The following is a 23,666-nucleotide window of genomic DNA, read 5'->3' on the forward strand; positions in this document are numbered from 1 at the left end:
CCGTTGCCGAACCACCACTCCACCTCATCGACGCCCGCGGCCCAGGCATCCACGACACGCTCAATCGCGGGTATGCCCACCGTGCGGGCGACAGTGACGACGATGAAGCGCAAGTTTGGCGGCGCCTCGGTCCTGACTCCGAGATGGCTGACCGCTTCTCTCAGCTCAGCGAACGACTCCGGACTCAGCGACCTTCGCCTCAGAGCCGTCCAAGATCCGAACGAGAGGCCCTAGCCGATCGCGTCAGCCGCAATGACCTGCTCGGTCCAGATGATCTTGCCGGTTCTCGTGTACCGAGTGCCCCACCGGCGGGCCATCTGGGCAACGATCAGCAGGCCCCGTCCACCCTCGTCGGTGGTCCGCGCGTGACGCAGGCGGGGCGCGGTGCTGCTGGCGTCGGAGACTTCGCAGATCAGGCCGCGGTCCCGGATCAGACGCAGGCAGACCGGTCCGGTCGCATGGCGGATGGCGTTGGTCACCAGTTCGCTGACGATGAGTTCCGTGGTGAACGTCAGATCGGGGATGCCCCACTCGGTCAGCTTCTGAGCCGCAAGGTTGCGGGCGTCGGCGACGGCAGCCGGGTCGGTGGGCAGGTCCCAGGAGGCGACGTGGCCCGGGGACAGGACGCGGGTCCGGGCCAGGAGCAGGGCCGCGTCGTCGGCAGGCGGGCCCGTCAGTAGGTTGTCGATCACTCGTTGGCCGGTCTCGGCCAGGGTCGGCAGGGGCGCCGCAAGGGCAGCGCCCAGCCGGGAGAGCCCGACGTCGATGTCCCGGTCGACGGACTCGATGAGGCCGTCGGTGTAGAGGGCGATGAGGCTGCCGTCTGCCAGCTCGGTCTCGATGGACTCGAACGGGAGGTAGCCGAGGCCGAGCGGTGGTCCGGCGGGCAGGTCCAGGATGTCGGCGGCGCCGTCGGGGGTGACGATCATCGGGGGGAGGTGACCGGCCCGGGCCATGGTGCACAGCCTGCTGACCGGGTCGTAGACGGCGTACAGGCAGGTGGCGCCCAGGAACGCGGTGCCCGTCGCCTCACCCGTGTCCGCCGACGGCGCATCAGTGGCGTGCGCCCCCATGAGGCCGATGACCAGGTCGTCCAGATGGGCCAGCAGTTCGTCCGGAGAGAGGTCGAGGTTGGCGAGCGTGCGTACCGCGACGCGCAGGCGCCCCATCGTCGCCGCCGCGTTGATGCCGTGGCCTGCAACGTCACCGACGACCAGGGCGACACGTGCTCCGGAGAGCGGAATCACGTCGAACCAGTCGCCGCCCACACCGCTGGGGGCATCCGCCGGGAGGTACCACGAGGCCACGGCGAGAGCGGACCCTCCCGTCAGGTCCTGCGGCAACAGGTAGCGCTGCATGGAGCGGGCCGCGGTGCGCTCGCGGGTGAAACGGCGTGCGTTGTCGATGCACACCGCCGCACGGGAGACGAGTTCCTCCGCGAGGCGGACGTCGTCGTCCTCGAAGGGGCCCAGCCGCCGGGACCGGGCGAACGTCGCCACCCCCAGGGTGACCCCACGCGCCCGCACGGGGACCACCATGACCGAGCGGAGGTCGTAGTCCAGGAACGAGGCGCCCAGCGTCTCGTCCACGGTCACCCACGGACTGTTGGTGCGGTCAAGGACCCGTTCGACCAGGGTCTTGCTCTCGAGCAGACAGCGGGTCACGGGCGTCGCGGGCGCACGTCGGACTGTCTCCCCCACGGCCAGTGACGCCTCGGGGCAGCCCTCGCGGACCGACTGCTGGGCCGCACGGCGGATGACGGGCGCCATGCCGACCGGCCCGGGTGTCGGCTCCTCGCCTCTCATGACCGAGTCCAGCAGGTCGACGGCGACGAAGTCGGCGACGGCCGGCACCGCGTCGTCGGCCAGTTCCTGCGCGGTCCGGGTGACGTCCAGGGTGCTGCCGATGCGCGCGGCGGCGTCGTTGAGCAGGGCCAGGCGTTCCTGGGCCCGCCATCGCTCGGTGACGTCGATGATCATGTACCAGATGCCGACGTTCCGGTCGTGGCGGTCCTTCATCGCGAAGAAGGAGGCGGAGATCGCGCGGCTCCGGTCGTGCACCGCGTAGCCGGCACCGCGGTACTCGTAGTCCATCACCGGCGCGCCGGTCCGGAGAACTTCGTGCATCTTCTCCTCGAAGGCGTCGGCCTCGGCCTGCGGCAGGATCTCCGCCATCCGCCGCCCCAGCCGTCGTTTGAGGGGGATCTGGCGGTCCAGCGGCTCGTTCACCCAGACATACCGCAGATCCGTGTCGAGGACGGCGATGCCGACCGGTGCGTGGCTGAGAAATGGGCTGAGCATCAGTTGGCTCACCCCGCCGCCCGGCATCCGCCAGAAGGCCCGTTTCGGAGGCCGTCCGACGAACCTGCCGAAGACCAGTGCCGCGAGCGTGGCGACCAGGACGCCCGGAATCATCTCGTAGATGCCCGACCAGAATGGGCCGTGCAGCGGCTTGACCACCCGCCACAGGAGCACCGTGACCGCGCCGGACACGATCCCGGCCATGGCCCCCGCCCAGGTCATGCGCGGCCAGTACAGCGAAAGCAGGACCACCGGGCCGAAAGCGGCCCCGAAGCCCGCCCAGGCGTACCCCACGATCGCCAGCAGCCCGCCGCCCCTCAGCGCTATCACGGAGGCCACGAGGGTCACGGCGACGACGGCGGCGCGACCCACCCACACCAGTGCCTCGTCCGAGGCGCGACGCTTGAGGAAGGCGTGGTAGAAGTCCTCCGTCAGTGCGACCGACGACACGAGGAGCTGGCTGTCGGCGGTCGAGATGATCGCGGCGAGTACGGCGATCAGCAGCATGCCGGCGCCCCACGGGCTGAACAGTGTCCGGCTCAGGGCGATGTATACCGTCTGCGGGTCATGGAGCGGTGTGCCGAACTGCGCGATGCCCAGCAGGCCCACGAACGTGGCACCGGCCAGTACCACGACCACCCACCCGGTCTGGATACGGCGGGCCGCGGGCACGGCCCCGGTACTGCGGATGCCCATGAAGCGGGCCAGGATGTGCGGCTGCCCGAAATAGCCGAGGCCCCAGGAGAGCAACGAGATGATCGCGACGGCGCCGAGCGATCCGCCGCCTCCCGACCACCGCCCGTTCACGAAGTCGACCTTGGCACCCATGTCCAACAGGCTGGGCGTCCTGCTGTTGAGGGCGTCACGAAGCGCACCGAAACCGCCGAGCGTCGCGATACCCACGACGGGGAGCACGAGCAGGGCGAGGAACATCAGCGTGGCCTGCATGACGTGCGTCAGGCTCACGGCCAGGAAGCCGCCCAGGCAGGAGTAGACGACGATCACCAGGGCGGTCAGGGCCACCCCTAGCCTGAACCCGGCACCGAAGATGTGCCCGAACAGCAGCCCGCCGGCCACCAGCCCACTGGCGACGTAAACGGTGAAGAACACAAGGGTCACCGCCGCGGAGACCATCCGGAGCATCCGGGTGCGGTCCTCGAACCGCTCCTCCAGGTAGGCCGACAGGCTCACCGCGTTCCCGGCGCGCTCGGTGTAGGTGCGCAGCCTCGGCGCGACGAACAACCAGTTGAGGTACGTACCGAGCACCAGGCCGACTGCGATCCAGCCGGCCCCGATACCGGCCGCGTACACCGCTCCGGGGAAGGCGAGGAACAGCCAGCCGGACATGTCGCTGGCCCCTGCGGACAGGGCGGCGACGAACGCGGGGAGCCTGCGGCCGCCCAGGGCGAAGTCGGCGAAGGTGTGCGTACGGCGGTAGGCCCAGACACCTGTTCCGATCATGACGGCCACGTACACGAGGAACGTGGCCACGATCGGCGCACTCAAGTCGGACATACTGCCTCGCCTGCGAGGTTCATGAGCACGGGCCTACAACCGCACGACCGACAGTCGTGATCCCTACTGTCACAAATGTACCGATACCGGCCACCGTCGGCGGCCGGTGCCGCCCGCGCCGGTGCCGACACGGGCACTCCGAGCCGTCGAGCCACGCATCGAGCCTTCCGGGCATGGCGCCGGGCGGCGCAGCAGGCCCCTGCCACGGGTGCAGGTCTGAACTGCGGTAACACCCCAACGCTGCCGGCGCACGAGGAGACGGGTCCCGCCAGCCGGTCGTGTTCGCCGCGGAGGGCGGCCATGGTCGGACTGGGCTGAGCACGAGGAGGGAGGGCCGGGCGACAGGGTGGTCGTGCGACCGGGCCCCACGGTAGGTCGCGGACAACCGTCCACGGGCTGAGGAACGACCGGATTCCCGAGCGCCGGCCAGCCGGCACGCCGCCGCCCTCTCCCTGCCTCGCCCTGTACTCCCATCCGGTGAGTACGCCGTTGACAAGGCAGGCCATCGACTTGGGGGCAGGGCATCCGTGCGTCCGGCTGCCCCCGGTCACACCATTCGCCTCCAGGTCGTCCAGGAACCGCTCCACCACGCTCGGCGGATGTCCAAAGGGCGGGTGTCGCAGGAGGCCGTGATCAGGCAGCCGGAAGCAGGCCGCTGGCCCGGGCGATCACCCGGTCAGGGCGAGATTGCGCATACGGGCGAGGGCCTGGACGGCGTAGGGGATGCGTCGCCGCGCTGCCAGCACCGGCCATGCCTACATCGGCTTGGGCACAGGACGGCGGCGTGCACACCGTTCAGGAAGGCGTTGCCGCTGCCCTCGACGACGGCCGCCTTCAGCTGCGCGGGCATACGCGGCCGCATGGCCGCGTAAGAGGAGTGCGTGTCCTGTGCTCTCCGTGAGCGTCCGCCGGGCCCGGCGGACGCCGATGTCGGCGGCGTCGGATGAGTCCCGAGGACGCACGGATCCAGGTCCGGTGGGCGTCCGACAGATGACGATCAAGATGGACGACTGCTCACTCACGCCATTCGTCATTCCTGATCGCTCGCCCACTGGTCAGGCCCCCTCCGGCGAGTCCGGGGGCTGTCGTATTCGATTCGGCTTGCGCCGGGAAATCGGCACGGGAGCAGAAAGGCCGCCTCTTCTCCCACGTCTGTCATGCGGGGTGCTCTGCGTGTTTCATAGAGGTGTGGTCTGCGGTGCGCGACCATACGGACGCGGCCCAGCACATTTTTCCAGCCGGTGGGCGCCACGGCGCGCCGATTGTGTGGGCCGTCGTGCTCGACACCTGCAAAGCCGACGACGTCAAGAGCGGCAGCCAGCAGAAGGAACACCGAGACAGGAAGAAGGACGGGCAATGTCCGGCAGTGAAAGCGAGAATCCTGCAATCCCTTCACCGACGCCCACGCCGACTCGGCGACCCAGGACGAACCGGGACTGGTGGCCGGATCAGCTGGACCTTCAGGTCCTCCACCAGCACTCGCCCCGGTCCAACCCGATGGACGAGGACTTCGACTACGCGGCGGAGTTCGCGACCCTCGACGTCGACGCGCTGAAGCGTGACGTCTTCGAGGTGATGACGACATCCCAGGAATGGTGGCCCGCCGACTACGGTCACTACGGGCCGCTCTTCATCCGAATGAGCTGGCACGCCGCGGGAACGTACCGCATCGAGGACGGCCGCGGCGGTGGCGGCAGCGGCGCACAGCGCTTCGCCCCTCTCAACAGCTGGCCGGACAACGCGAGCCTGGACAAGGCGCGCCGTCTGCTGTGGCCGGTCAAACAGAAGTACGGCCGGAAAATCTCCTGGGCCGATCTTCTGGTCTTCGCCGGGAACTGTGCCATGGAATCCATGGGGTTCAAGACATTCGGGTTCGGTTTCGGACGAGAGGACATCTGGGAACCCGAGGAGATCTTCTGGGGGCCCGAGGACACATGGCTCGGAGATGAGCGCTACAGCGGCGACAGGGAACTCACCGGTCCTTTCGCCGCCGTACAGATGGGACTGATCTACGTCAATCCGGAGGGGCCCAACGGAAACCCGGACCCGATGGCTGCCGCCCGGGACGTCCGGGAGACGTTCCGGCGCATGGCGATGAACGACGAGGAGACGGCCGCACTCATCATCGGGGGCCACACCTTCGGCAAGTGCCATGGCGCGGTCGACCCCAGTTATATCGGCCCGGAACCCGAGGCCGCCTCCATCGAGCAGCAGGGCCTCGGCTGGCGGAACACATACGGCAGCGGCACGGGCCCCTACGCGCTCACCAGCGGTCTGGAGGGCGCATGGACCACCGAGCCGACCCAGTGGGACAACGGCTACCTGGACAATCTCTACGGGTACGAGTGGGAACTGACGAGCAGCCCCGCCGGCGCCCACCAGTGGACTCCCAAGGATCCCGCGGCCAGGAACACCGTGCCCGACGCCCATGATCCGTCGAAGCGGCACGCCCCCATGATGCTGACGACGGACCTCGCGCTGAAGATGGATCCGGTCTACGGCCCGATCACCAAGAGGTTCCACGAGCACCCGGACGAGCTCGCGGTGGCGTTCGCCAAGGCGTGGTACAAACTGCTGCACCGCGACATGGGACCGCGCTCGCGTTACCTCGGCCCCTGGGTTCCCGAGCCGCAGCTGTGGCAGGACCCCGTTCCCGCCGTCGATCACGAACTGGTCGGGGACGAGGACATCGCCGCCCTCAAGGGCAGGATCCTGGCCTCGGGCCTTTCCATCTCCCAGTTGGTCACCACCGCCTGGGCGTCGGCGGCGAGCTTCCGCGGCACCGACAAGCGCGGCGGGGCGAACGGAGCACGAATCCGGCTCGCGCCGCAGAAGGACTGGGAGCTCAACGACCTCCCGGAGGTGACCGAGGTACTGCGCACGCTCGAGCGGATCCAGCAGGACTTCAACCTCTCGCAGACCGGCGGAACGCGGGTCTCCCTCGCCGACCTGATCGTCCTCGGCGGGTGCGCGGCCGTCGAGCAGGCCGCGAGGAACGCCGGGTACGACGTCACGGTTCCGTTCGCCCCGGGACGTACGGACGCCTCGCAGGAGCAGACCGACGCGGCGTCGTTCTCCGTGCTGGAGCCCAAGGCGGATGCCTTCCGCAACTACCTTCCGGCGGGCGAGAAGCTGTCGCCGGAGACCCTCATGCTGGACCGCGCCAACCTGCTGACGCTGACCGCCCCCGAGATGACGGTGCTGATCGGCGGCATGCGGGCCCTGAACACCGGCTTCAGGGGAACCCCCCACGGAGTCTTCACCCACCGGCCGGGAGCCTTGACCAACGACTTCTTCGTCAACCTGCTCGACATGGGCACGGAGTGGAAGGCGTCGGCTACGGAGGAGAACGTGTTCGAAGGCCGGGATCGCGCCACCGGCGAGCCCAAGTGGACCGCCACCGCCGTCGACCTGATCTTCGGTGCGCACTCCCAGCTCCGAGCCGTCTCGGAGGTCTACGCGTCCCAGGATGCGGGAGAGAAGTTCGTGCGTGACTTCGTGGCGGCGTGGAACAAGGTGATGAATCTCGACCGGTTCGACCTCGCCTGAGCCCGACGTCCCGGGTGGCCCTCGTCGGCCGCCTGGGACGCGGCGACGTGTGGCACTCTGCGGCGCTGCCAGGAGCCTGCGTGGGCGGGCCGGCTCCACATCGTTGTCCGCCCCTGGGTCCAGGGACCGGGAGTGGCCGCGAGCGCGAACCCGATGCCGGCGTCCAGGCCGCCGTCGGGGAGACGAGCGATGTGCGGGGTGCCCGAGTGCGCCCGCGTGACGGACCGGGCGACGGCCGCCGAAGCCGGCCTCCTCACCCTGCTCACCCAGCGCGCCCCTGCAACGGAGCGCGCAGGGGTGCCGTGACCGGGTCGACCCGGCGCAACCTCATCCCTTGGCGGCCGGCCCGTCAGGTGCTCACCGCCCAGCCCACTCTGAGAACCAGATGCAGCCCTCGCCGCATCCCGTGGGGATCAGATGCGGCGTGCGCTGCGAACGGCTGTGCAAGTGATCGGTATCGTCCGGCATGAGGCACCTGGTAGGACACACCTGGCCTGCAGCGCACTGGCCCGAGCGGAGGAGGATGCCATGGCCGATCCCCGGCACGGAGCCACGTCGGGCGGTGGATTGGGATCGGGAGCGCCGGAGGTCCATGGGCCGAGCTCGCACGACGCGGTGCGTCTCGCGCTGGTCATCGGTGCTCTCGGCGTCGTCTTCGGCGACATCGGGACCAGTCCGATCTACACCCTCCAGACCGTGTTCAACCCGAGCGACCCGCACCCCGTCCCGGTCAGCACCCAGAACGTGTACGGCGTGGTGTCGCTCGTGTTCTGGGCGGTGATGATCATTGTGACGGTCACCTACGTGCTGCTGGCGATGCGCGCCGACAACGACGGCGAAGGCGGCATCATGGCGCTGATCACCCTCGTACGGCGGTGGGGCTCACAGCGGAGCCGGCGGGCCACGGCCGTACTGGCGGCGCTGGGCGTCTTCGGCGCTTCGCTGTTCTTCGGCGACAGCATGATCACTCCGGCGATCTCGGTGCTGTCCGCGGTTGAAGGGCTCAAGGTCGTCCAGCCGTCGCTGGGGAGCGCGGTCGTACCGATCACCGGGGTGATCATCATCTTGCTGTTCATCGTGCAGCGCAGAGGAACCGCGGCGGTGGGCCGAATCTTCGGTCCGGTCATGGTCGCCTGGTTCGTGGCCATCGGCGCCTGCGGCGTGGCCGGAATCGTCGATCACCCGGCGATCCTCGGAGCGCTGTCGCCCAGTTATGCCCTGGGTTTCCTGTTCGGCCATTTCGGTACCGCCTTCTTCGCCCTGGCCGCGGTCGTGCTCGCGGTCACCGGCGCGGAAGCGCTGTATGCGGACATGGGGCACTTCGGGCGCCGGGCCATCACGCGCGGCTGGATGCTCCTCGTCTTCCCGGCGTGCGTTCTGAGCTACTTCGGCCAGGGCGCGCTGATCCTCGCCGACCCGCACAACATCAGCAGCCCCTTCTTCCTGCTCGTGCCCCACTGGGGCAGGTGGCCGATGGTCCTGCTGGCCACGGCGGCCACGGTGATCGCCTCGCAGGCCGTGATCACCGGCGCGTACTCGGTCACCTCCCAGGCCGCCCAGCTCGGCTATCTGCCGAGGCTGCGGATCGCGCACACCTCCGAATCCACGATCGGCCAGATCTACGTCCCCTGGATCAACTGGCTGCTCATGGTCTCGGTCCTCACCCTCGTCTTCGCCTTCCGCAGCTCGACGGCGCTGGCCTTCGCGTTCGGCATGGCGGTCACCGGCACCATCACCATCACCACCCTGCTGTTCTTCTACGTCGCCCGTGCCAAGTGGGGCACGCCCAAGTGGCTGATCGCCGTCGGCGCGACCGTGCTGCTCTTCGTGGACCTGCTCTTCGTGGCAGCCAACCTGACGAAACTCGTCCACGGCGCGTGGCTGCCGCTGCTGATCGGCGTCACCGTGTTCACCGTCATGACCACCTGGCAGCGCGGCCGCGAACTCGTCACCGCCGAACGAGTACGCCAGGAGGGTCCGTTGCCCGAGTTCATCGACCGCCTCCGCAGTGGCGAGGTGCCGACGCTGCGGATCCCCGGCACAGCCGTCTTCCTCAACCGCGGCAAGCAGACCACGCCACTGGCCATGCGGGCCAACGTCGAACACAACCACGTGCGTCACGACCAGGTCGTGATCCTTTCCCTCGAGACCGAGCCGGTGCCGCGCGTCCCGGCCGACCAGCGACTCGTCGTCGACGCTCTCGGCTACGCCGACGACGGGATCATTCACGTCACCGCCCGCTTCGGCTACATGGAGACACCGGACGTGCCCAGCACCCTGGCCATGCTCTCACCGGCCCAGGCCGAAGGGCCGTTGCAGCTCGACCAGGCGTCCTACTTCCTGTCGAAGATCGCTCTCCGGCGGGGCAAGGCACCGACGATGGCGCCCTGGCGCAAGCGACTGTTCATCGCCACCTCGTACATCACCGCGGACGCCGCCGAGTACTTCGGCCTCCCCCGCAACCGCACGGTCATCATGGGCTCGCACATCGAGGTATAGGCGCCGGTCGGGCCGGTCGGCGTCGATCAGCGGCAGCAGAACGGGGCAGCACGTGTCCTTGCCGCGCCGGAAGCCTGCTGTCAGGCCCGGACAACCGCCGTCGATTCTCGCTACGGCGAGCACGGCGGCCGCGCGCCCTCGGACGAGGCAGTGCCCTCGTCCCGGAATGATCAGTGATTCGGCCGGCTCCGGCGGTAACTCCGGTGGTAACTCCGGCCGGGGTGGCCGGACGCGCCGACGCCGCACCGGGCCGTCCGCGCTACGTCCTGGCCGGAACTCCAGCGCGGCGGCGCCACCGACCCGCGCCGACCGCAGCCGGGCCCTTCCCACGGGCGAGAGGGCCGGCCACGCCCCGCCCGCAACGCGACGCACGGGCATGCGCACGTTGCGGGCCACTGCACGGGGCGCGCGAGTGGTTGGCGCGAGTGCCGGTGAACCGGCCGGCTCGCGGGGCTGATCGACTCAGCCGCCGCTCTTACGCCTGAACGACCGCTGGCTCGCAGCCGGGCCGTGCGCGGCACGCACCTTCGACGCATTCGGGTTGGCGGCGACATCGGCGGCGTCCGCCTGCGCACCGCGCTTGCGCGCCAGGGCTTCGCGGAACTTGCGCTTGAGGTCGTAGTTGCCGTCGCTGTCCGGCGCCAGAGGGGACGTCTCGGAGGCAGGCGGCTCCGAACCTTCCGTAGGCACGGGCTCTGCGGTCATGGTGACCTCCTGGGTTCGGGGTGGGCAAGCACAGCTTGTCATGCCGGGCGCAGTACGGTGCGCCGGCGACATCATCCTGCTCCGTTTCGGCGGGTATCCCTCTCGCGGCCGAGGGCGTTCGCTTCGCAGACGGGCGAACAGGACGGCGTCGGGCCGGGCCGCGGGTTGTCGATCCCGCGGCCGGGAGACTCACCGCCGGGGCAGCGCCTCTCAGCCGTTGCGACGCACGAGGGCGGCCCTGCGGGCCTCGGCGAGCTTGCGGGCCTCGCCGGCTTTTCGGGACTTGCCGCCGGCGCCGCGGGAGGTGTCCTTGCTGGTGCCGAGGCCGCGGAAGGGAGCATTGGTGTTCTTGGGCCGGGGAACAGCGGGCCCTCCGTCGAGCGGGGTCCCGGAGGGAGCCCTGGCGCCGGTGATCCGGCTCAGCTCCGCCTCGCCCGAGCGCACCTTGGTGACGGTGGGCTCGATACCGGCCCCGGCCATCATTCGGCTCGTCTCGCGGCGCCGGCCCGCCGACACGAGCGTCACCACGCTGCCGGACTCACCAGCGCGGGCGGTGCGGCCCGCCCGGTGCACATAGTCCTTGGGGTCGGTGGGCGGGTCGACGTTGACCACGAGATCGAGGTCGTCGACGTGCAGGCCACGGGCCGCGACGTTGGTCGCCACCAGAACGGTGATCTGGCCGTTCTTGAACTGTGCCAGGGTCCGTGTGCGCTGTGGCTGGGACTTGCCGCTGTGCAGGGCCCCGGCGTGCACCCCGCTGGCCCGCAGGTGCCGGGTGAGCTGGTCGACGCCGTGCTTGGTGTCGAGGAACAGCAGTGCGCGGCCGTCGCGGGCGGCGATCTCCGTGGCGACGGCGTAGCGGTCAGGGCCGTGGACGACCAGAACGTGGTGCTCCATCGTCGTGACCGTGTCCGCGGCCGGATCGACCGAGTCGACGACGGGGCTGTGGAGGTAGCGGCGGACCAGCTCATCGACGTCGCGATCGAGAGTGGCCGAGAAGAGCATCCGCTGACCGTCGGGATGCACCTGGTCGAGCACGTCGGCAACCTGCGGCAGGAATCCCAAGTCGCACATCTGGTCGGCCTCGTCCAGCACGGTGATTCTCACCCGTCCCAAGCGGCAGGCGTTGCGCTCGATCAGGTCGTGCAGGCGTCCGGGGGTGGCGACGACCACCTCGGCTCCCTGGCGCAGCGCGGCGACCTGGCGGCCGATCGACATGCCGCCGACGACCGTGGCCATCCGCAGCCGCAGTACCTCGGCGTACGGCGCCAGCGCCTGGGTGACCTGCTGGGCCAGCTCCCGGGTGGGCACAAGGATCAGAGCGAGGGGCTGCTTCGGTTCGGCGCGCCGCCCGGCCGTACGCGTCAGCAGCGGCAGGCCGAAGGCGAGCGTCTTGCCCGATCCGGTGCGCCCGCGCCCCAGGACGTCGCGCCCCTCCAGGGCATCGGGCAGCGTGGCGGCCTGGATCGGAAAGGGTTCGCGCACTCCGTGTCCGGCCAGGGTCCGCAGCACCTCCACCGGCAGTTTCAGACCGGCGAAGGAGACGGCCCCGGGCAGCGCCGGGGTCGTGGCCTCGGGCCGGTCGGGACCGCCGTGAGCGGTGCCGGAGTCATCGGGATGCTTCATGAACAGCCTTCCGCAGAGGGGACGTACCGAGGAAGGCCCGGCAGATGGAACAGCCCACGCACAAGCGAACGAACAGGCAGAATCGCCCACCGCGACGACCACGCAAACGCATGAGGCTAACACAAGGCCGATCGCCCCCCCCCCGCGCCGGTGACCCGACGCAGCACCGCAGCCCTTCCGGCACACCTGGTCCGGGCCCCCCGGCTCACCGAGATACGCCGATGCGTCACCGGGCACGCCCCACGATCCGGGCCGTTCCCCCGCTCAGGACGCTGCACCCGCGGCCGTTGTGCTCACATGAGACCGCGACAGTGGAGCGCGATTCGGCCACTGCTGCCGGAACCTGTCCCCTGGGCGCCATGGTGGCGTGCTCAGGACCGGGCTCGGGCGATGAGCAGGGCCACGTCGTCCTCACCACCGGGCGAACGCAGGATCTCCAGGATGCGGTCGCATGTGGCTTCCAGGTCGCGGCCGCGTGTCTCGGTGAGGGCGTCGAGGAGGGTGTCCAGGCGGGCGTCGATGGCTTCGCTTCGGGTCTCGACCAGGCCGTCGGTGTACAGGACCAGTTCGTCGCCGGGGCGGAAGGTGATCGTGGCCGCCTCGAAGGGCACCCCGCCGACGCCCAGCGGCGCGCCGGTGGGCAGGTCGAGAAGCTGTGCCGCGTGGCCGAGTCGCGTCAGGGCCGGAGGGAGGTGGCCGGCGATGCAGATCTCGCAGGTGCCCTGGTGAGGGTCGTAGACGCAGTAGATGCAGGTGGTGATGGTCTGCTCGACACCTTCGGTCAGGTGATCCAGATGGTGAAGTGCGTCGGCGGGGGCGAGCGCGAGCTCGGCGAAGGCGCGGGCGGCACTGCGGAGTTGCCCCATGGTGGCGGCGGCACTGATGCCGCTGCCCATGACGTCCCCGACGACCAGGGCGGTCCTGTCGCCCTGGAGAGGTATGGCGTCGTACCAGTCGCCGCCGATCTCGCTCGTGGCACCGGCGGGTTGGTAGCGGCAGGCGACCTCCAGGCCGGGCAGGTGCGAGGGGGGCTCCGGAAGCAGACTGCGTTGGAGGGTGAGGGCCGCCTGGCGCTGGACCTGGTATCCGCGGGCGTTGTCGATGCAGACCGCGGCTCGGGCGGCCAGTTCCCCGGCGAGGAACGCGTCGTCGTCGTCGAATGGCGCGGGATTCCGGGTGCGGATGAGGTCGAGGGCGCCCAGGACCTCGCCCCGGGCCACGAGCGGTACAGCCAGGTAGGAGTGAACGCCGGCCGACGCGAGGAGGGAGGCGGCCTCACCGTGGCGGGCGATGCGCTCCAGATCCTGACGGGTGGTGTGGGGGACGAGTACCGACCGGCGGGTGCGCACGCACTGGGTGATCAGGCGGTCGCTGTCGTAGTGGGCGAGTCCCCCGGGCGGGTCGGCCGCGCGGACCGCCTCGGTGGGGTGGGCCGCGCTGACGGCGAGGGCGCGGAAGAGGGCCGGTCCTTCGTGGGGCGCCGTCCTGCCGTCGAGGGCGCTGTCGAGGACGTCCACGGCGGCCACATCGGCCAGGACCGGTACGACGACGTCGGCGAGCTCGCGGGCCGTCGCCTCCAGGTCGAGGGTGGAACCCACGCAGGCGGAGGCCTGGGCGATCAGTGCCAGCCGTTGCCGGGCCTGCGCCACCTCGGCAGCGGCTCGATGACGCTCGGTGACGTCGATGACGGAATAGGCCAGGCCCAGCACCCGCCCACCGGAGTCCTCCAGCCGGTAGTACGAGACGGACCAGGCGTGCTCGTGGTCCGGGTCGGCGGGGGGACGACACACGATGTGCCGGTCCACGACCGATTCGCCCGTCTCCAGGACACGGCGCAGACGTGCCTCGGGGTCCGTGTCCAGGAACGTCAGGATCTCGCTGACCGGCCGGCCCAGACGCTCGGCGGCGGACTGACCGGTGATGCGCTCGAGAGCGGGGTTCACCGCCAGGTACCGCAGGTCCGGGTCCAGAATGGCCAGCCCGATCGGGGACTGGGACACCAGACGCATGGCCAGGGCGGCGTCTCGTTCGATCCGCTCCACAGCGGCCTGGTCGGCGGCGAGGCCCAGGGCGTAGGCGTCACCGAGGTCGTCCAGCAGCCGCATGTTGCGGAAGTCCACCAGGCGGGTGCTGCCGTCCTTGTGCCGGATCGGGAACGTTCCTGACCAGTCGGTGCCGGTTTCCATGACCTCGGCGAACAGCTTGGCGACCGCGTCCCGGTGCTCCTCGTGGACCGTCAGCCGGGCCGCGTCCTGGCCCAGCGCCTCCGCGGCGGTGTAGCCGAACAGGTCCTCGGCCTTCGGGCTCCAGAAGACCACCTCGCCCTTCGCGTTGAGCACGACCGCGGCGACGCTGAGCAGATCGAGCAGGCCACTGGGCGGCGCGGCGGGGCCTGCGACCGACCGGCCGTGGCCTGCTCGGGAGGAGTGCGTCGTGCCCATGCCTCATTATCCTTGCCGCTCGGTGCCTCGGCTCTTGCCGTACCGGCGGGCGTTCTGCCTTCATCCATCGTCGACCCAGACCCCGGAGCACACACCCTGGACCGGCTGCCGACACACCGGCCTGCGATGTCGGCGGCGGTGCCGGGCGCCTGGGGGCTGCTTCCACGCCCAGCCGAGGGCGGTGCTCAGCCGCGCGCGGGTCTGGGCGCGCGCCTGGATGTGACATCAGGAGCGCCATCGGGGGTACTCCCGCTGTAGGAGGCTCAGGATGTTCGAGGCAGACGATATTCGTGCGTGGCGGGGGCACGATGTGCTGGACACCGGGGGTCACAAGATCGGCGTACTGGAGTCGATCTACGTAGACACCGCTACCGACCAGCCCTTCTTCGCCACCGTGACCGTAGGGCTGCCGACTCGTCGGCGCCTGGCGTTCGTACCCCTGCCCGGGGCGACGGTGGGGCCCGGTTACCTGAAGGTCGCCCACAGCAAGGACCTGGTGAAGAAGGCCCCGTCCATCGACACGGACGGCGAGCTTCCCTTCCAGGACGAAGCCGATGTCTTCGCCCACTACGACCTGCAGTACGCACCGGGTGCGGGCAACGAACGGCGCCTCGCCCGGCGTTGACGCCCTAGCCGCCGGGAGACGCCATGATTCTGTTCCTGCTGCTGGTCCTTGTGGCCGTGATCCTGGGAATCATCGGGTTCGCCGTCCATGGCCTCTTCTTCCTGCTGGTCATCGGCGCCGTCGTCCTCGTCGTCGATCTCGCTTACGCCGGGATTCGCTTGGGCCGAGGGGGCAGGAAGCGGATCGCCCGCTGACGAGGCGGTGCGGCCGCGGAACGCCCGGCGGGCCCCGCCGCGGTAGGCGTGGGGCGGAACGGGTACCGTGCGGGCGGGCAGAGGCGTGCTGCGGGGGTAGCCGACAGCCCGACCCCGCCGTGTCTCGCGCCTGGTCCGACGCATCGGGCGGTCACGCGCCTTCCGCCCGGCCGCGCCTTCCGCCGAAAGGACGACCTCCGTGCTCTCGTCGTACGCAGCCCACTTCGACGCGCCCCCGGGCTATCTCGACTTCGCACGGTTCGGTCCGCCGTCGCGAGAGGCCCTGGTGGCGACCGCGCGAGCCATGGAGGAGTCCGCCCGGTCCGACCACACCACGGTGGACGGCCTGATGCGCGCGGAGGGGGCGGCACGGGACGCGGCGGCCCGTCTCGCCGGCACCGACGCCACGCACACCGTGCTGCTCCCCAACGCGTCGACCGGCCTTTTCCACGCCGCGCTCGGCATCCCGGAAGGCGTGGTCCTCGCGCCGCGCACCGATTTCCCGGCCAACCACTATCCGTGGCGCCGGACCGCACGGCTCGGCCGCGCCACTCCGCGCTGGCTCGACCCCGCGCAGGGCGGAGGGGTCACCCCGGATCTGGTCCGTGCGGCGCTGACCGACGATGTCGTCGCGGTGTCCGTCAGCGCCGTGGACTTCCGTACCGGCTTCCGCACCGACCTGGCGGCGCTGCGCGAGGCGATCGGGCCGGACCGGCTGCTGATCGTGGACGCCATCCAGGCGTTCGGTATCGCCGAGATGCCCTGGGACACGGCCGACGTGCTGGTGGCCGGTGGGCAGAAATGGCTGCGCGCGGGGTGGGCCACCGGCTTCGCGACGCTGTCCGACCGGGCGCTGGAATCCCTGGAGCCGGTCCTCACCGGCTGGACGGGCGTCGAGGACCCCGGCCTCTTCGACGGAACGGAGCATCCGCCCGCCCCGGGGGCGGGACGCTGGTCGCTCACGAACCTCAGCCCCGTGACGGCTGCCGCGTTCGCGGCCGCGCTGGACCTCGTACGGCGCTACACGGTCGCGTCCATCGAGGCCTCGATCGCCACCCGGATCGCCGAACTCGCCGAGGTCGTCAGGGAGTGCGGCGGCCATGTCCTGTCTCCCACCGATCCGACGCGGAGCGCGGGCATCCTCGCTTTCCGGATGCCGGACCAGGACCCGGCCCTCGTCGCGAAGTCGCTGAACTCCGAGGGTGTCACCGCGACGGCGCGGGCCGACTCGCTCAGGCTCTCGCCGCACGCCTCGACCCCGCCGGAGGCGTCCGAACTGGTCGCCGCCGCGCTGTCGTCGCTGCGGGACTGAACCGGCCGGACCCTGGTAGCGCGTGGCCTCGCGGAAGACTCGGTGCGCGAGCGGCCTGTCGGCGGTCCGGCCCTGGAGGCCGGCCGGTCGCCGAGGTGTCGAACCAGGTCCCCGGGGCATCGGCGAAGTATGGATGCACAGTCATCGGCGCTGAGGGAGCGCGGCCAGGTTCGCCGTGCCGCGGACGGTACGGCGATGGCCGTGGCGGCCCGGGCCGGCTTCGCCGCCCGTGGACTGATCTACGTCCTCGTGGGCGTCGTCGCCCTGCGGATCGCCCTGGGCGACGACAGCGGCCGGCAGCAGGCCGACCGGGGCGGTGCCCTCGAGGAACTGGCCGGTCGGCCGTTCGGGGCGGTGATGCTCTGGATCGTCGGCGCCGGGTTGGCAGGGATGGGGCTGTGGCGGCTGTCGGAGGCGGTGTTCGGCGGGGCGGGCCCGGAGGGGGACAAGCCGTCGCGGCGTGCCGCGGCAGCGGGCCGGTGCGTTTTCTCCGCCTTCTTGTCCTTCTCGGTGCTGTCCTACGCGGCCGGAACCCGGGGCAGCGGCAGTGGGTCCTCCGACCGGGGCACGCAGGATGTCACCGCCATGGCCCTGCGGTGGCCGGGTGGACAGTGGCTCGTGGGCATCGCCGGCGCGGCTGTGGTCGTCGCGGGTCTGTGGATGTCGGTCCGGGCCGTGAGGAAGGAGTTCGAGGAGGAACTGCGGACCGGCGCGATGTCACCCAGGGCCAGGCGGATCACGGACTTCTTCGGCGTGGTCGGCGGCGCGGCGCGTGGTGTCGTCTTCGCCGTGGCGGGCGTGTTCGCCGTCGTGGCGGCCGCCCGGCACCGGCCTGGCGAGGCGAAGGGTATGGACGACACGCTGCGTTCCTTCCGTGATCTGCCGGCCGGCCCCTGGCTCCTGGGCCTCGTCGCGCTCGGCCTGGCCGCGTTCGGTGTCTTCTCGTGGTGCAGCGCCCGATGGCACCGACTGTGATCCCCGAAGCCGGGACGCCAGGGGAGAAGTGCGGGGCGTCGGTTCGGCTGTCTCCCGGCGCCGCGCAGCGCTTCCCCGGCCACCGGGACGACCGCGTCCGGCCCAGTGCCCGGGGCACGTCCCGCAGGCCTGCCGGTCGCGGTGGCCCGGCGCCGTGGGGTGTTCACCGCGGCGTCGGCCGGGCCACGCCCGGTCGGCCGCGCCACCTGGCGGCCCGGGTGCGGCGCTCGGGCCGCCAGGTGGCCACCAGGGCACCGGCCAGCAGGAGCTCCGCGACGTCCCCGCCGTAGTACATGATCTCCGCTCCCTGCTGCACCTGGTCGACGGGTGCGTGGACGTCGATCAGGAATCCGCCGTACAGGGCCTGTGCGATGAGGGCGTGAGCGGCGATCGCGATGCCCAGGTACACCAGCCGGGTCCGCACGCCGGGCCGGGTGGGCGCGGGATCGGGGCCCGCGATGACGTAGGCGAACAGGCAGCCCGACGCCAGGAAGTGCGCGTGCATGAGCCAGTGTCCCGCGGGGTGCGCCATGGCGGTGTCGTACAGCGGCGTGAAGTACAGCGCTCCGAGGGTTCCGGTGCTGAGCAGGAGTGCCACCGCGGGATGTGCTGCCAGCCGCGCCGGTGGGCTGTGCAGGGCCGAGGTCGTGCGGCGCGCCTGCTTCGGCGGCAGCGTGCGCAGCAGGAGGGTGACCGGCGCGGCCAGGACGAGAGCCAGTGGCGCGTACATGCCGATGAGCATGTGCTGGGCCATGTGGGCCCGGAAGTCGGAGTGGGCGGCGGAGGCCAGTGGCGGCAACAGCGCGACGGCGAGGAGGGTCAGCCCGGCGAGGAACGACACCGACCGCCAGGTGTGCCAGCCCTGGGCGGGGTTGCGGCGCCGGGCGCGGTGCGCGGCGAGCAGGTAGCCACCGGCCGCGGCGAGCAGGGCCAGCGCGGTCAGCACCGCCTCCGGCAGGCCGGCCGCGCCGTCGGCGTGCTGGTGCATGGGGCCCATCAGGCCTCGTCCCCGGCCGGTTCGGTGCCGAGGGCGCCCTCGGGGGCGAGGGGCCGGCCGCTGCGCTGCAGCAGGTGTCCGCCGATCAGCAACAGGCCGCCCAGGATCAGGAACCCGGCGTCCCACCAGGCTTGGTACGGGCCGCCGCGGACGTGGTGGATCCCCAGGATCTGGTGGTCCAGGATGCCCTCGACCAGGTTGAACAGGCCCCAGCCGGCCACGATCCAGCCCCACAGCACCCGCGACCCCCAGACCGATCGCCGGTTGTGCGTGACACGGGAGTACAGGATGGCCAGGCCCACCAGGACGGCGATCCAGCAGACCGCGTGGAAGATGCCGTCCCACAGGGTGTTCATCTCCAGCCCCGAGACCGTGTGGGGGTCGTAGTACTTCACTCCGATGCGGTCGTGGTTGGTGCTGGTGAGCATGTGGTGCCATTGCAGGAGCTGGTGCAGCAGGATGCCGTCGAGGAATCCACCGAGCCCGACCCCCAGCACGATCCCGGGCAGCCGCAGACTGTTCGGCGCCGCCGCGAGCGCGGGGGCTGTTCCCGCCGTGGTGGCCATCACCTGGTCTCCGTCCTGTCGACAGTGTGTGTCGGCGCTCGCGGAGACCGTTTCCATTCCGGCTCGCGTCAATCAATGGCGCGCACAGCTTCAGCCATGTCGCCCAACGCACGACCGGAGCCGCGGAACGGTGCTGGTCAAGCCCGCAGACCGGTACGCCGTCCGGCCGGGCAGGACCCGTGGCGAAGGTGCCGGTGACCCGGGCACGGCAGTCGGGCAGGCAGGACCAGCCGCCGTCGGCGGTGACGACTTCGGCGTGTTTCCGGCACCCGGCGCGGCCGCTCGGCTCGGAGACCCCGGGCGCATCGCGGCCGTCCGGGAGGGGGGCTCGGCCCGTGGAAGCGGCAGCGGCCCCTGGCCGGCGGTCGTCATGGCCGCCTGCCGCTCACGGCTGCCTTCCGCGGGCGCGGCGGAAGCGGTCGAGGCCGTCGGAAAGGTCGATGATCGGGTCCGGGTACGCGAGGCCGGTGCGGTCCGGGGCGGGAAGTCTCCACGGCTCGTGCACCAACGGGCCCCGCAGTTCGGAGAGTTCGGGCACCCAGCGGCGCACGTAGGCGCCCTCCGGGTCGTACTTCTTGCCCTGCGTGACCGGGTGGAGGACCCGGTTGTCCCGCTGGGTGACGTGCGGCTGGAGTGCAGGGGCCTCGCCCGTGCCGCGGTGCGGCTGGACGCCACGGAACTGTCGTCCAGGCTGTCGGCGGTGATCAGGGCATACGGAGTGATCGTGGCCTGGGAGGAAGTGATGGTGCCCACCCTGCGGGCCGTGGGCCGCACGTGGGAGTCCTCCGCCGACCGCTATGTGGAGGTGGAGCACCTGCTGTCCTGGCACGTCTCCACGGCCCTGCGCAGCACACCGCTGCCGCTGCCCGGCGCCGCTCCCCCGGCCGGCGCTCCGCCGGTCATCCTGGCCCGTGCTCCCGGTGAGCAGCACTCCCTGCCGATCGAGGCCCTCCACGCCGCCCTGGACGGGCAGGGAGTGACCACCCGGATGCTCGGGGCGGCGGTGCCGGTGGAAGCGCTTCTGGCCTGCGTACGGCGGACCGGCCCTGCCGCCGTGGTGCTCTGGTCCCACCCGGTCCACGGCGTCGTCGCCCCTCCCCCGGCACCTCGAGGGCCTGCGGTGGGGAGCCGCCGGGGCACGCGAGGGCCCGGCCGTGCCGCCGGGTCGGCCCGGGGTGGGACCGGCGGACGGTCCGCGGTTTCCCCCGCTGCGCGGGTCTCGGTGACGCCGTCGGACTGCTCCGCGCTCTGTGCGCACGGGACGGCGCGGTCGGGCACGCCCCACGGGTGCACTGAAACCGGCCGCGGCAGCGCACCTGACGACTCTCGCCCCCGTGCCGCCGCCTCAGGTCCCGCTGGACCTGGCCGCCTTCCCGGTCGGAGGCCGGCCCTCGGACGCGTGGTGCCGCGGACGGCGACCGGTGCGGCCGCGCAGCTGTCCTGGTGCCCGCGCTCGCGCCGGACCTGCAGGTCCGTGACGGACCAGGGCCTGCTCGTGGCCGCTCCGCATGCACGCCGCCGGTTGCCTGCGCCAGCTTGGGCCGGGACGGTGGTCCCGTTCACGACGGCGTCCCCGGGCGGCCCAGGCGTCCCCCGGGCACTCACCGCAGACCAGCGCGCTCGTCCGACGGTCGAGGCTGTTCGGGTGGGCCGAAGCGGTGGGCCTCGTCCTGGACGAGCAGCGACAGCAGCGAAGCGACCGTGAGACCGAGACCGGCTTCGGCAGGGTGCCGCAGGATCTTGGTGGGGTCGATCAGGTACGTGTTGCCACGCCCTTCTCGCGTGTGGGAGAGGTAGCCGTCCTCTTCCAGATCAACGATGATCTTCTGCACGGCGCGTTCGGTGAGCCGGCAGTGTGCGGCGATGTCACGAATGCGCGCGTTCTGGTTGTCCGCGATGGCTGCGAGTACGCGGGCGTGGTTCGTGAGGAACGTCCATCCGGTGTGGGACTCGGGCACTCCATCCATGCCGCGAGTTTACCGACTCGGCGTTCACGCACCCAAAAACACGTACTAGATTTCATGCATTGGTTGACGTATTTCAGGGTCGCCGGGGAAGGTGGGAACAGACCTCGGCACGCAGGTGAGGGAGTGAGTCATGCATGACCCCGTCCGCCGGTCCCGCCCCTTCGTCACGCCAGGCTTCCTCCGTCCGGGAAGTCAGGGGGACGAGGTGGGCCGGTCGGCCACCGGCTTGGCGTCCGTCTCGTCCACATCGAGCGGAGCCCGGATCCGTGTGGAAGTCTCGGGTGAGCTGGACCTCGACTCCGGCAATCGGCTCCGCGACGACCTGCTTGCAGCGCTTGCCAGGTCGGCCTGTGGCCTTGAGCTGGACCTGAGCAGGCTCGACTTCTGCGACTGCGCCGGCCTGGGCATCCTGATGGACCTGCGACAGCGTGCTGAACGGCAGGGCAAGACGGTGTTCATCGGTGCCGGCAGCCCGGCGGTCGACCGGCTGCTCTCCCTCATCGGAGCCCAGGAGTTCTTCGCGCCACCGGGCCCCCGGCATGCCGGACGGCAGCCCCCGGGGCCGGCCACCGCTCCCTCGCCGACGGCGGGTACGTCACCGGGCGCCACGTCCCCGCGGAGCCGAGCGGACCGCCACCGGCTCCGGCACGATGAGGACGACGAGGACGACGTCCACGGGGACGCGCGAGCCCCACGACGTCGTCAACCGCACCCCCTGGGTGCCGCGGCCCGGCCGCGGTGAGCCGTCCGGCGAGGCTCCGTGTGCCGCCGCCCGTCCCCCCGGGCACAGGTGCGTCCTGCGCGGCCGGACGCCGCCGGGACCGTCCCGCCGTCGACCCCCACGAGCCCACCGGGCGCAGCCGCGTCGTCCGGCGGCACTCGCCGGCGGCGCCTGCAGTCGGGCTCAGGCTGCCTCGCCGTCTCCCGGCCACCGTGCGAAGGCTCCGGCACACGCCGTCACTCGCGGGGGCGGGCATTCCCGCAGGCCCGGACAGGCGAGTCCGGGGGCCCGGCACTGCCTGGAACAACGGTTTCGCGGCACGCGACCGGCAGCGGGCGGCGAAGCCCCGCCGCATCGGCCGGGCCGGCGGCTCCGGCCGTCCGTGCGGGACCGTGGCGGCATCGGGCGGTCAGTGTCCGTCCGGCCTTCCACGCCAGTCCAGACAGACCACGAGCGCGTCGTCCTCCGGCTCGGCCCCGTCCCGATGGCTGGTCAGCTCGCGCAGGATGGAGCGCGGCACTTCGGCGGCGGGCAGCAGCCGGGTGGAGTGGATCGCCCGGGTCAGGGCGGCGTCTCCGTAGGGTTCCCCCAGGGGCGAGGCCACCGCGTGGACCCCGTCACTGACGAAGACGAGCCGGTCCCCGGGCTCGACCCGGAACTCCTGGGCCACGTAGTCGGTCTCCTCGAACATGCCGAGCGGGAGTTGGGCGTCGAACACGATCCGCTCCACGGACCCGCCGCGCAGGCGCAGCAGCTGCGGGGAGCCGGCGTCCACCACGCTCACGCGCCCGGTGACCAGGTCGAAGTCGAACAGCAGGGCGGACAGATGGCAGCGTCCGCGGTAGTGGCCGTAGACGGCCTGGTCCGCCAGGGCGGCCTGGTCGGCGATGGAGATACCGGCCCGCCGCGCGTTGCGCAGGGCGTTGACGGCCAGGCTGGTCAGCAGGGACGCCTCTATGCCCTCGTCCATGCCGTTGGTGACGTACAGCATCAGGCGGTCGGCGGTGGCCGACCAGTCGTAGGTGTCACCGAAGATGGCGTAGGCGGGCTCCAGTTGGGCGGCCAGGTCGTACTCGGGCCGCGAGCACGAACGGCCGGGCAGCAGTTGCCACTGCATCTCGGCGGCGAGCGTCAGCCGGTCCTTGCGCCGTGCCTGCACATACAGGTCCGTGTCGCGCTCGGCCACCAGCACCTCACGGCCCAGCACGTCGGCGATCTCGCACAGTTCGGCCTCGTCGCGGCGCGCATGGTCACGGTCCGGCAGCGTCACCGACAGCACACCGATCCGGTCGCCCCGCACGGTGACCGGCAGATGAAGACGCACCCGGCCGTCCAGGCCGTACTCGCTGTGGCACCGCTGCGAGCCGAAGGCACGGCCCGCCGGGCTGTTGTACACCGACACCGGCCGCGACAGCCGCGGCGGCGCGGAGACCGGCTGCAGCACGCTCAGGCTGTAGTCGGCCATCAAGAACTCGACGGCCTCCGCCGCGTACTGCTCTGTCAGTACGCGGCGGACGGCGTCGGGCAACTGGTGGGAGGCCGCCGTCCGCAGGGCGCGTTCAGCGGCGATGAATCTCTTCACGATGCGCAATGAACCAATCTTTGTCGCCGGACAACGTGTGAGCCTCGGGCGCGAGGCGAGCCTCACCCGGGGGGAGCGTGCCGATCGCTCGC

The 23,666-nt window shown here is 71.1% G+C and carries 15 protein-coding genes and 2 pseudogenes; 8 read left to right on the forward strand and 9 right to left on the reverse strand.

Translation table 11 applies throughout. From position 1 onward, the window contains the following. Positions 1-230 precede the first annotated feature (230 nt). Positions 231-3,815 carry a sodium/proline symporter PutP gene (gene putP / locus AB0L59_RS34475; RefSeq protein WP_365590602.1) on the reverse strand — a complete coding sequence of 1,195 codons (3,585 nt, stop codon included), beginning with the start codon at positions 3,813-3,815 and terminating at the stop codon, positions 231-233. A gap of 1,356 nt (positions 3,816-5,171) precedes the next feature. Here putP and katG point away from each other — a divergent pair. After that, a complete protein-coding gene (katG, locus tag AB0L59_RS34480) occupies positions 5,172-7,364 on the forward strand; it encodes a catalase/peroxidase HPI (RefSeq protein ID WP_365590603.1) in 2,193 nt (730 codons plus the stop codon). A gap of 528 nt (positions 7,365-7,892) precedes the next feature. Then, positions 7,893-9,863 (forward strand): potassium transporter Kup, encoded by a 1,971-nt coding sequence (locus AB0L59_RS34485; protein ID WP_365590604.1) that lies wholly within the window; start codon positions 7,893-7,895, stop codon positions 9,861-9,863. A gap of 462 nt (positions 9,864-10,325) precedes the next feature. On the opposite strand, the gene AB0L59_RS34490 is transcribed toward AB0L59_RS34485, so the two are convergent. The 3 genes from AB0L59_RS34490 to AB0L59_RS34500 form a co-directional block, all read right to left on the reverse strand. Then, positions 10,326-10,568, reverse strand: a complete 243-nt coding sequence (locus AB0L59_RS34490; protein WP_365590605.1) for a DUF5302 domain-containing protein — start codon at positions 10,566-10,568, stop codon at positions 10,326-10,328. 210 nt (positions 10,569-10,778) lie between these two features. Then, the gene (locus tag AB0L59_RS34495) at positions 10,779-12,194 is read right to left on the reverse strand and encodes a DEAD/DEAH box helicase (protein ID WP_365590606.1); all 1,416 of its coding nucleotides are present in this window, start codon (positions 12,192-12,194) and stop codon (positions 10,779-10,781) included. Between the two features lie 371 nt (positions 12,195-12,565). Beyond that, entirely contained in the window at positions 12,566-14,635 is a 2,070-nt protein-coding gene (locus AB0L59_RS34500; RefSeq protein ID WP_365590607.1) for a SpoIIE family protein phosphatase, read from the reverse strand. A 268-nt stretch (positions 14,636-14,903) separates the two neighbouring features. Between AB0L59_RS34500 and AB0L59_RS34505 the strand changes: the two genes are divergently transcribed. From AB0L59_RS34505 to AB0L59_RS34520, 4 genes are all read left to right on the forward strand, one after another. Continuing rightward, positions 14,904-15,260, forward strand: a complete 357-nt coding sequence (locus tag AB0L59_RS34505) for a PRC-barrel domain-containing protein (protein WP_365590608.1) — start codon at positions 14,904-14,906, stop codon at positions 15,258-15,260. 23 nt (positions 15,261-15,283) lie between these two features. Next, the gene (locus AB0L59_RS34510) at positions 15,284-15,454 is read left to right on the forward strand and encodes a hypothetical protein (RefSeq protein ID WP_365590609.1); all 171 of its coding nucleotides are present in this window, start codon (positions 15,284-15,286) and stop codon (positions 15,452-15,454) included. Positions 15,455-15,653: 199 nt separating this feature from the next. After that, a complete protein-coding gene (locus AB0L59_RS34515; protein WP_365590610.1) occupies positions 15,654-16,766 on the forward strand; it encodes an aminotransferase class V-fold PLP-dependent enzyme in 1,113 nt (370 codons plus the stop codon). Between the two features lie 129 nt (positions 16,767-16,895). Continuing rightward, positions 16,896-17,741, forward strand: coding sequence for a DUF1206 domain-containing protein (locus tag AB0L59_RS34520; RefSeq protein WP_365590611.1), 846 nt, complete (start codon positions 16,896-16,898; stop codon positions 17,739-17,741). Positions 17,742-17,904: 163 nt separating this feature from the next. Here AB0L59_RS34520 and AB0L59_RS34525 read toward each other — a convergent pair whose 3' ends face one another. The 3 genes and pseudogenes from AB0L59_RS34525 to AB0L59_RS34535 form a co-directional block, all read right to left on the reverse strand. Continuing rightward, the gene (locus AB0L59_RS34525) at positions 17,905-18,729 is read right to left on the reverse strand and encodes a cytochrome c oxidase assembly protein (protein ID WP_365590612.1); all 825 of its coding nucleotides are present in this window, start codon (positions 18,727-18,729) and stop codon (positions 17,905-17,907) included. Positions 18,730-18,737: 8 nt separating this feature from the next. Further along, a complete protein-coding gene (locus AB0L59_RS34530) occupies positions 18,738-19,304 on the reverse strand; it encodes a DUF2243 domain-containing protein (RefSeq protein ID WP_365590613.1) in 567 nt (188 codons plus the stop codon). Positions 19,305-19,689: 385 nt separating this feature from the next. Next, positions 19,690-19,917 (reverse strand): annotated as a pseudogene (locus tag AB0L59_RS34535) (FAD-binding domain-containing protein); the annotation flags it as partial. On the opposite strand from AB0L59_RS34535, the pseudogene AB0L59_RS34540 reads away from it, so the two are divergent. Continuing rightward, positions 19,912-20,600, forward strand: a pseudogene (locus AB0L59_RS34540) (B12-binding domain-containing protein); the annotation flags it as partial. The pseudogenes AB0L59_RS34535 and AB0L59_RS34540 overlap by 6 nt on opposite strands. Positions 20,601-20,905: 305 nt before the next feature. Here AB0L59_RS34540 and AB0L59_RS34545 read toward each other — a convergent pair. Then, on the reverse strand, positions 20,906-21,271 hold the full coding sequence (locus AB0L59_RS34545; RefSeq protein ID WP_365590614.1) for a helix-turn-helix domain-containing protein: 366 nt from the start codon (positions 21,269-21,271) through the stop codon (positions 20,906-20,908). Positions 21,272-21,539: 268 nt separating this feature from the next. Between AB0L59_RS34545 and AB0L59_RS34550 the strand changes: the two genes are divergently transcribed. Continuing rightward, positions 21,540-22,013, forward strand: a complete 474-nt coding sequence (locus AB0L59_RS34550) for an STAS domain-containing protein (protein WP_365590615.1) — start codon at positions 21,540-21,542, stop codon at positions 22,011-22,013. A gap of 388 nt (positions 22,014-22,401) precedes the next feature. Here AB0L59_RS34550 and AB0L59_RS34555 read toward each other — a convergent pair whose 3' ends face one another. Next, the gene (locus AB0L59_RS34555) at positions 22,402-23,574 is read right to left on the reverse strand and encodes a PP2C family protein-serine/threonine phosphatase (protein ID WP_365590616.1); all 1,173 of its coding nucleotides are present in this window, start codon (positions 23,572-23,574) and stop codon (positions 22,402-22,404) included. Between the last annotated feature and the right edge of the window lie 92 nt (positions 23,575-23,666).

Origin of the sequence: Streptomyces sp. NPDC052109 (assembly GCF_040680195.1) — a bacterium.
In the GTDB taxonomy this organism is placed as follows: domain Bacteria; phylum Actinomycetota; class Actinomycetes; order Streptomycetales; family Streptomycetaceae; genus Streptomyces.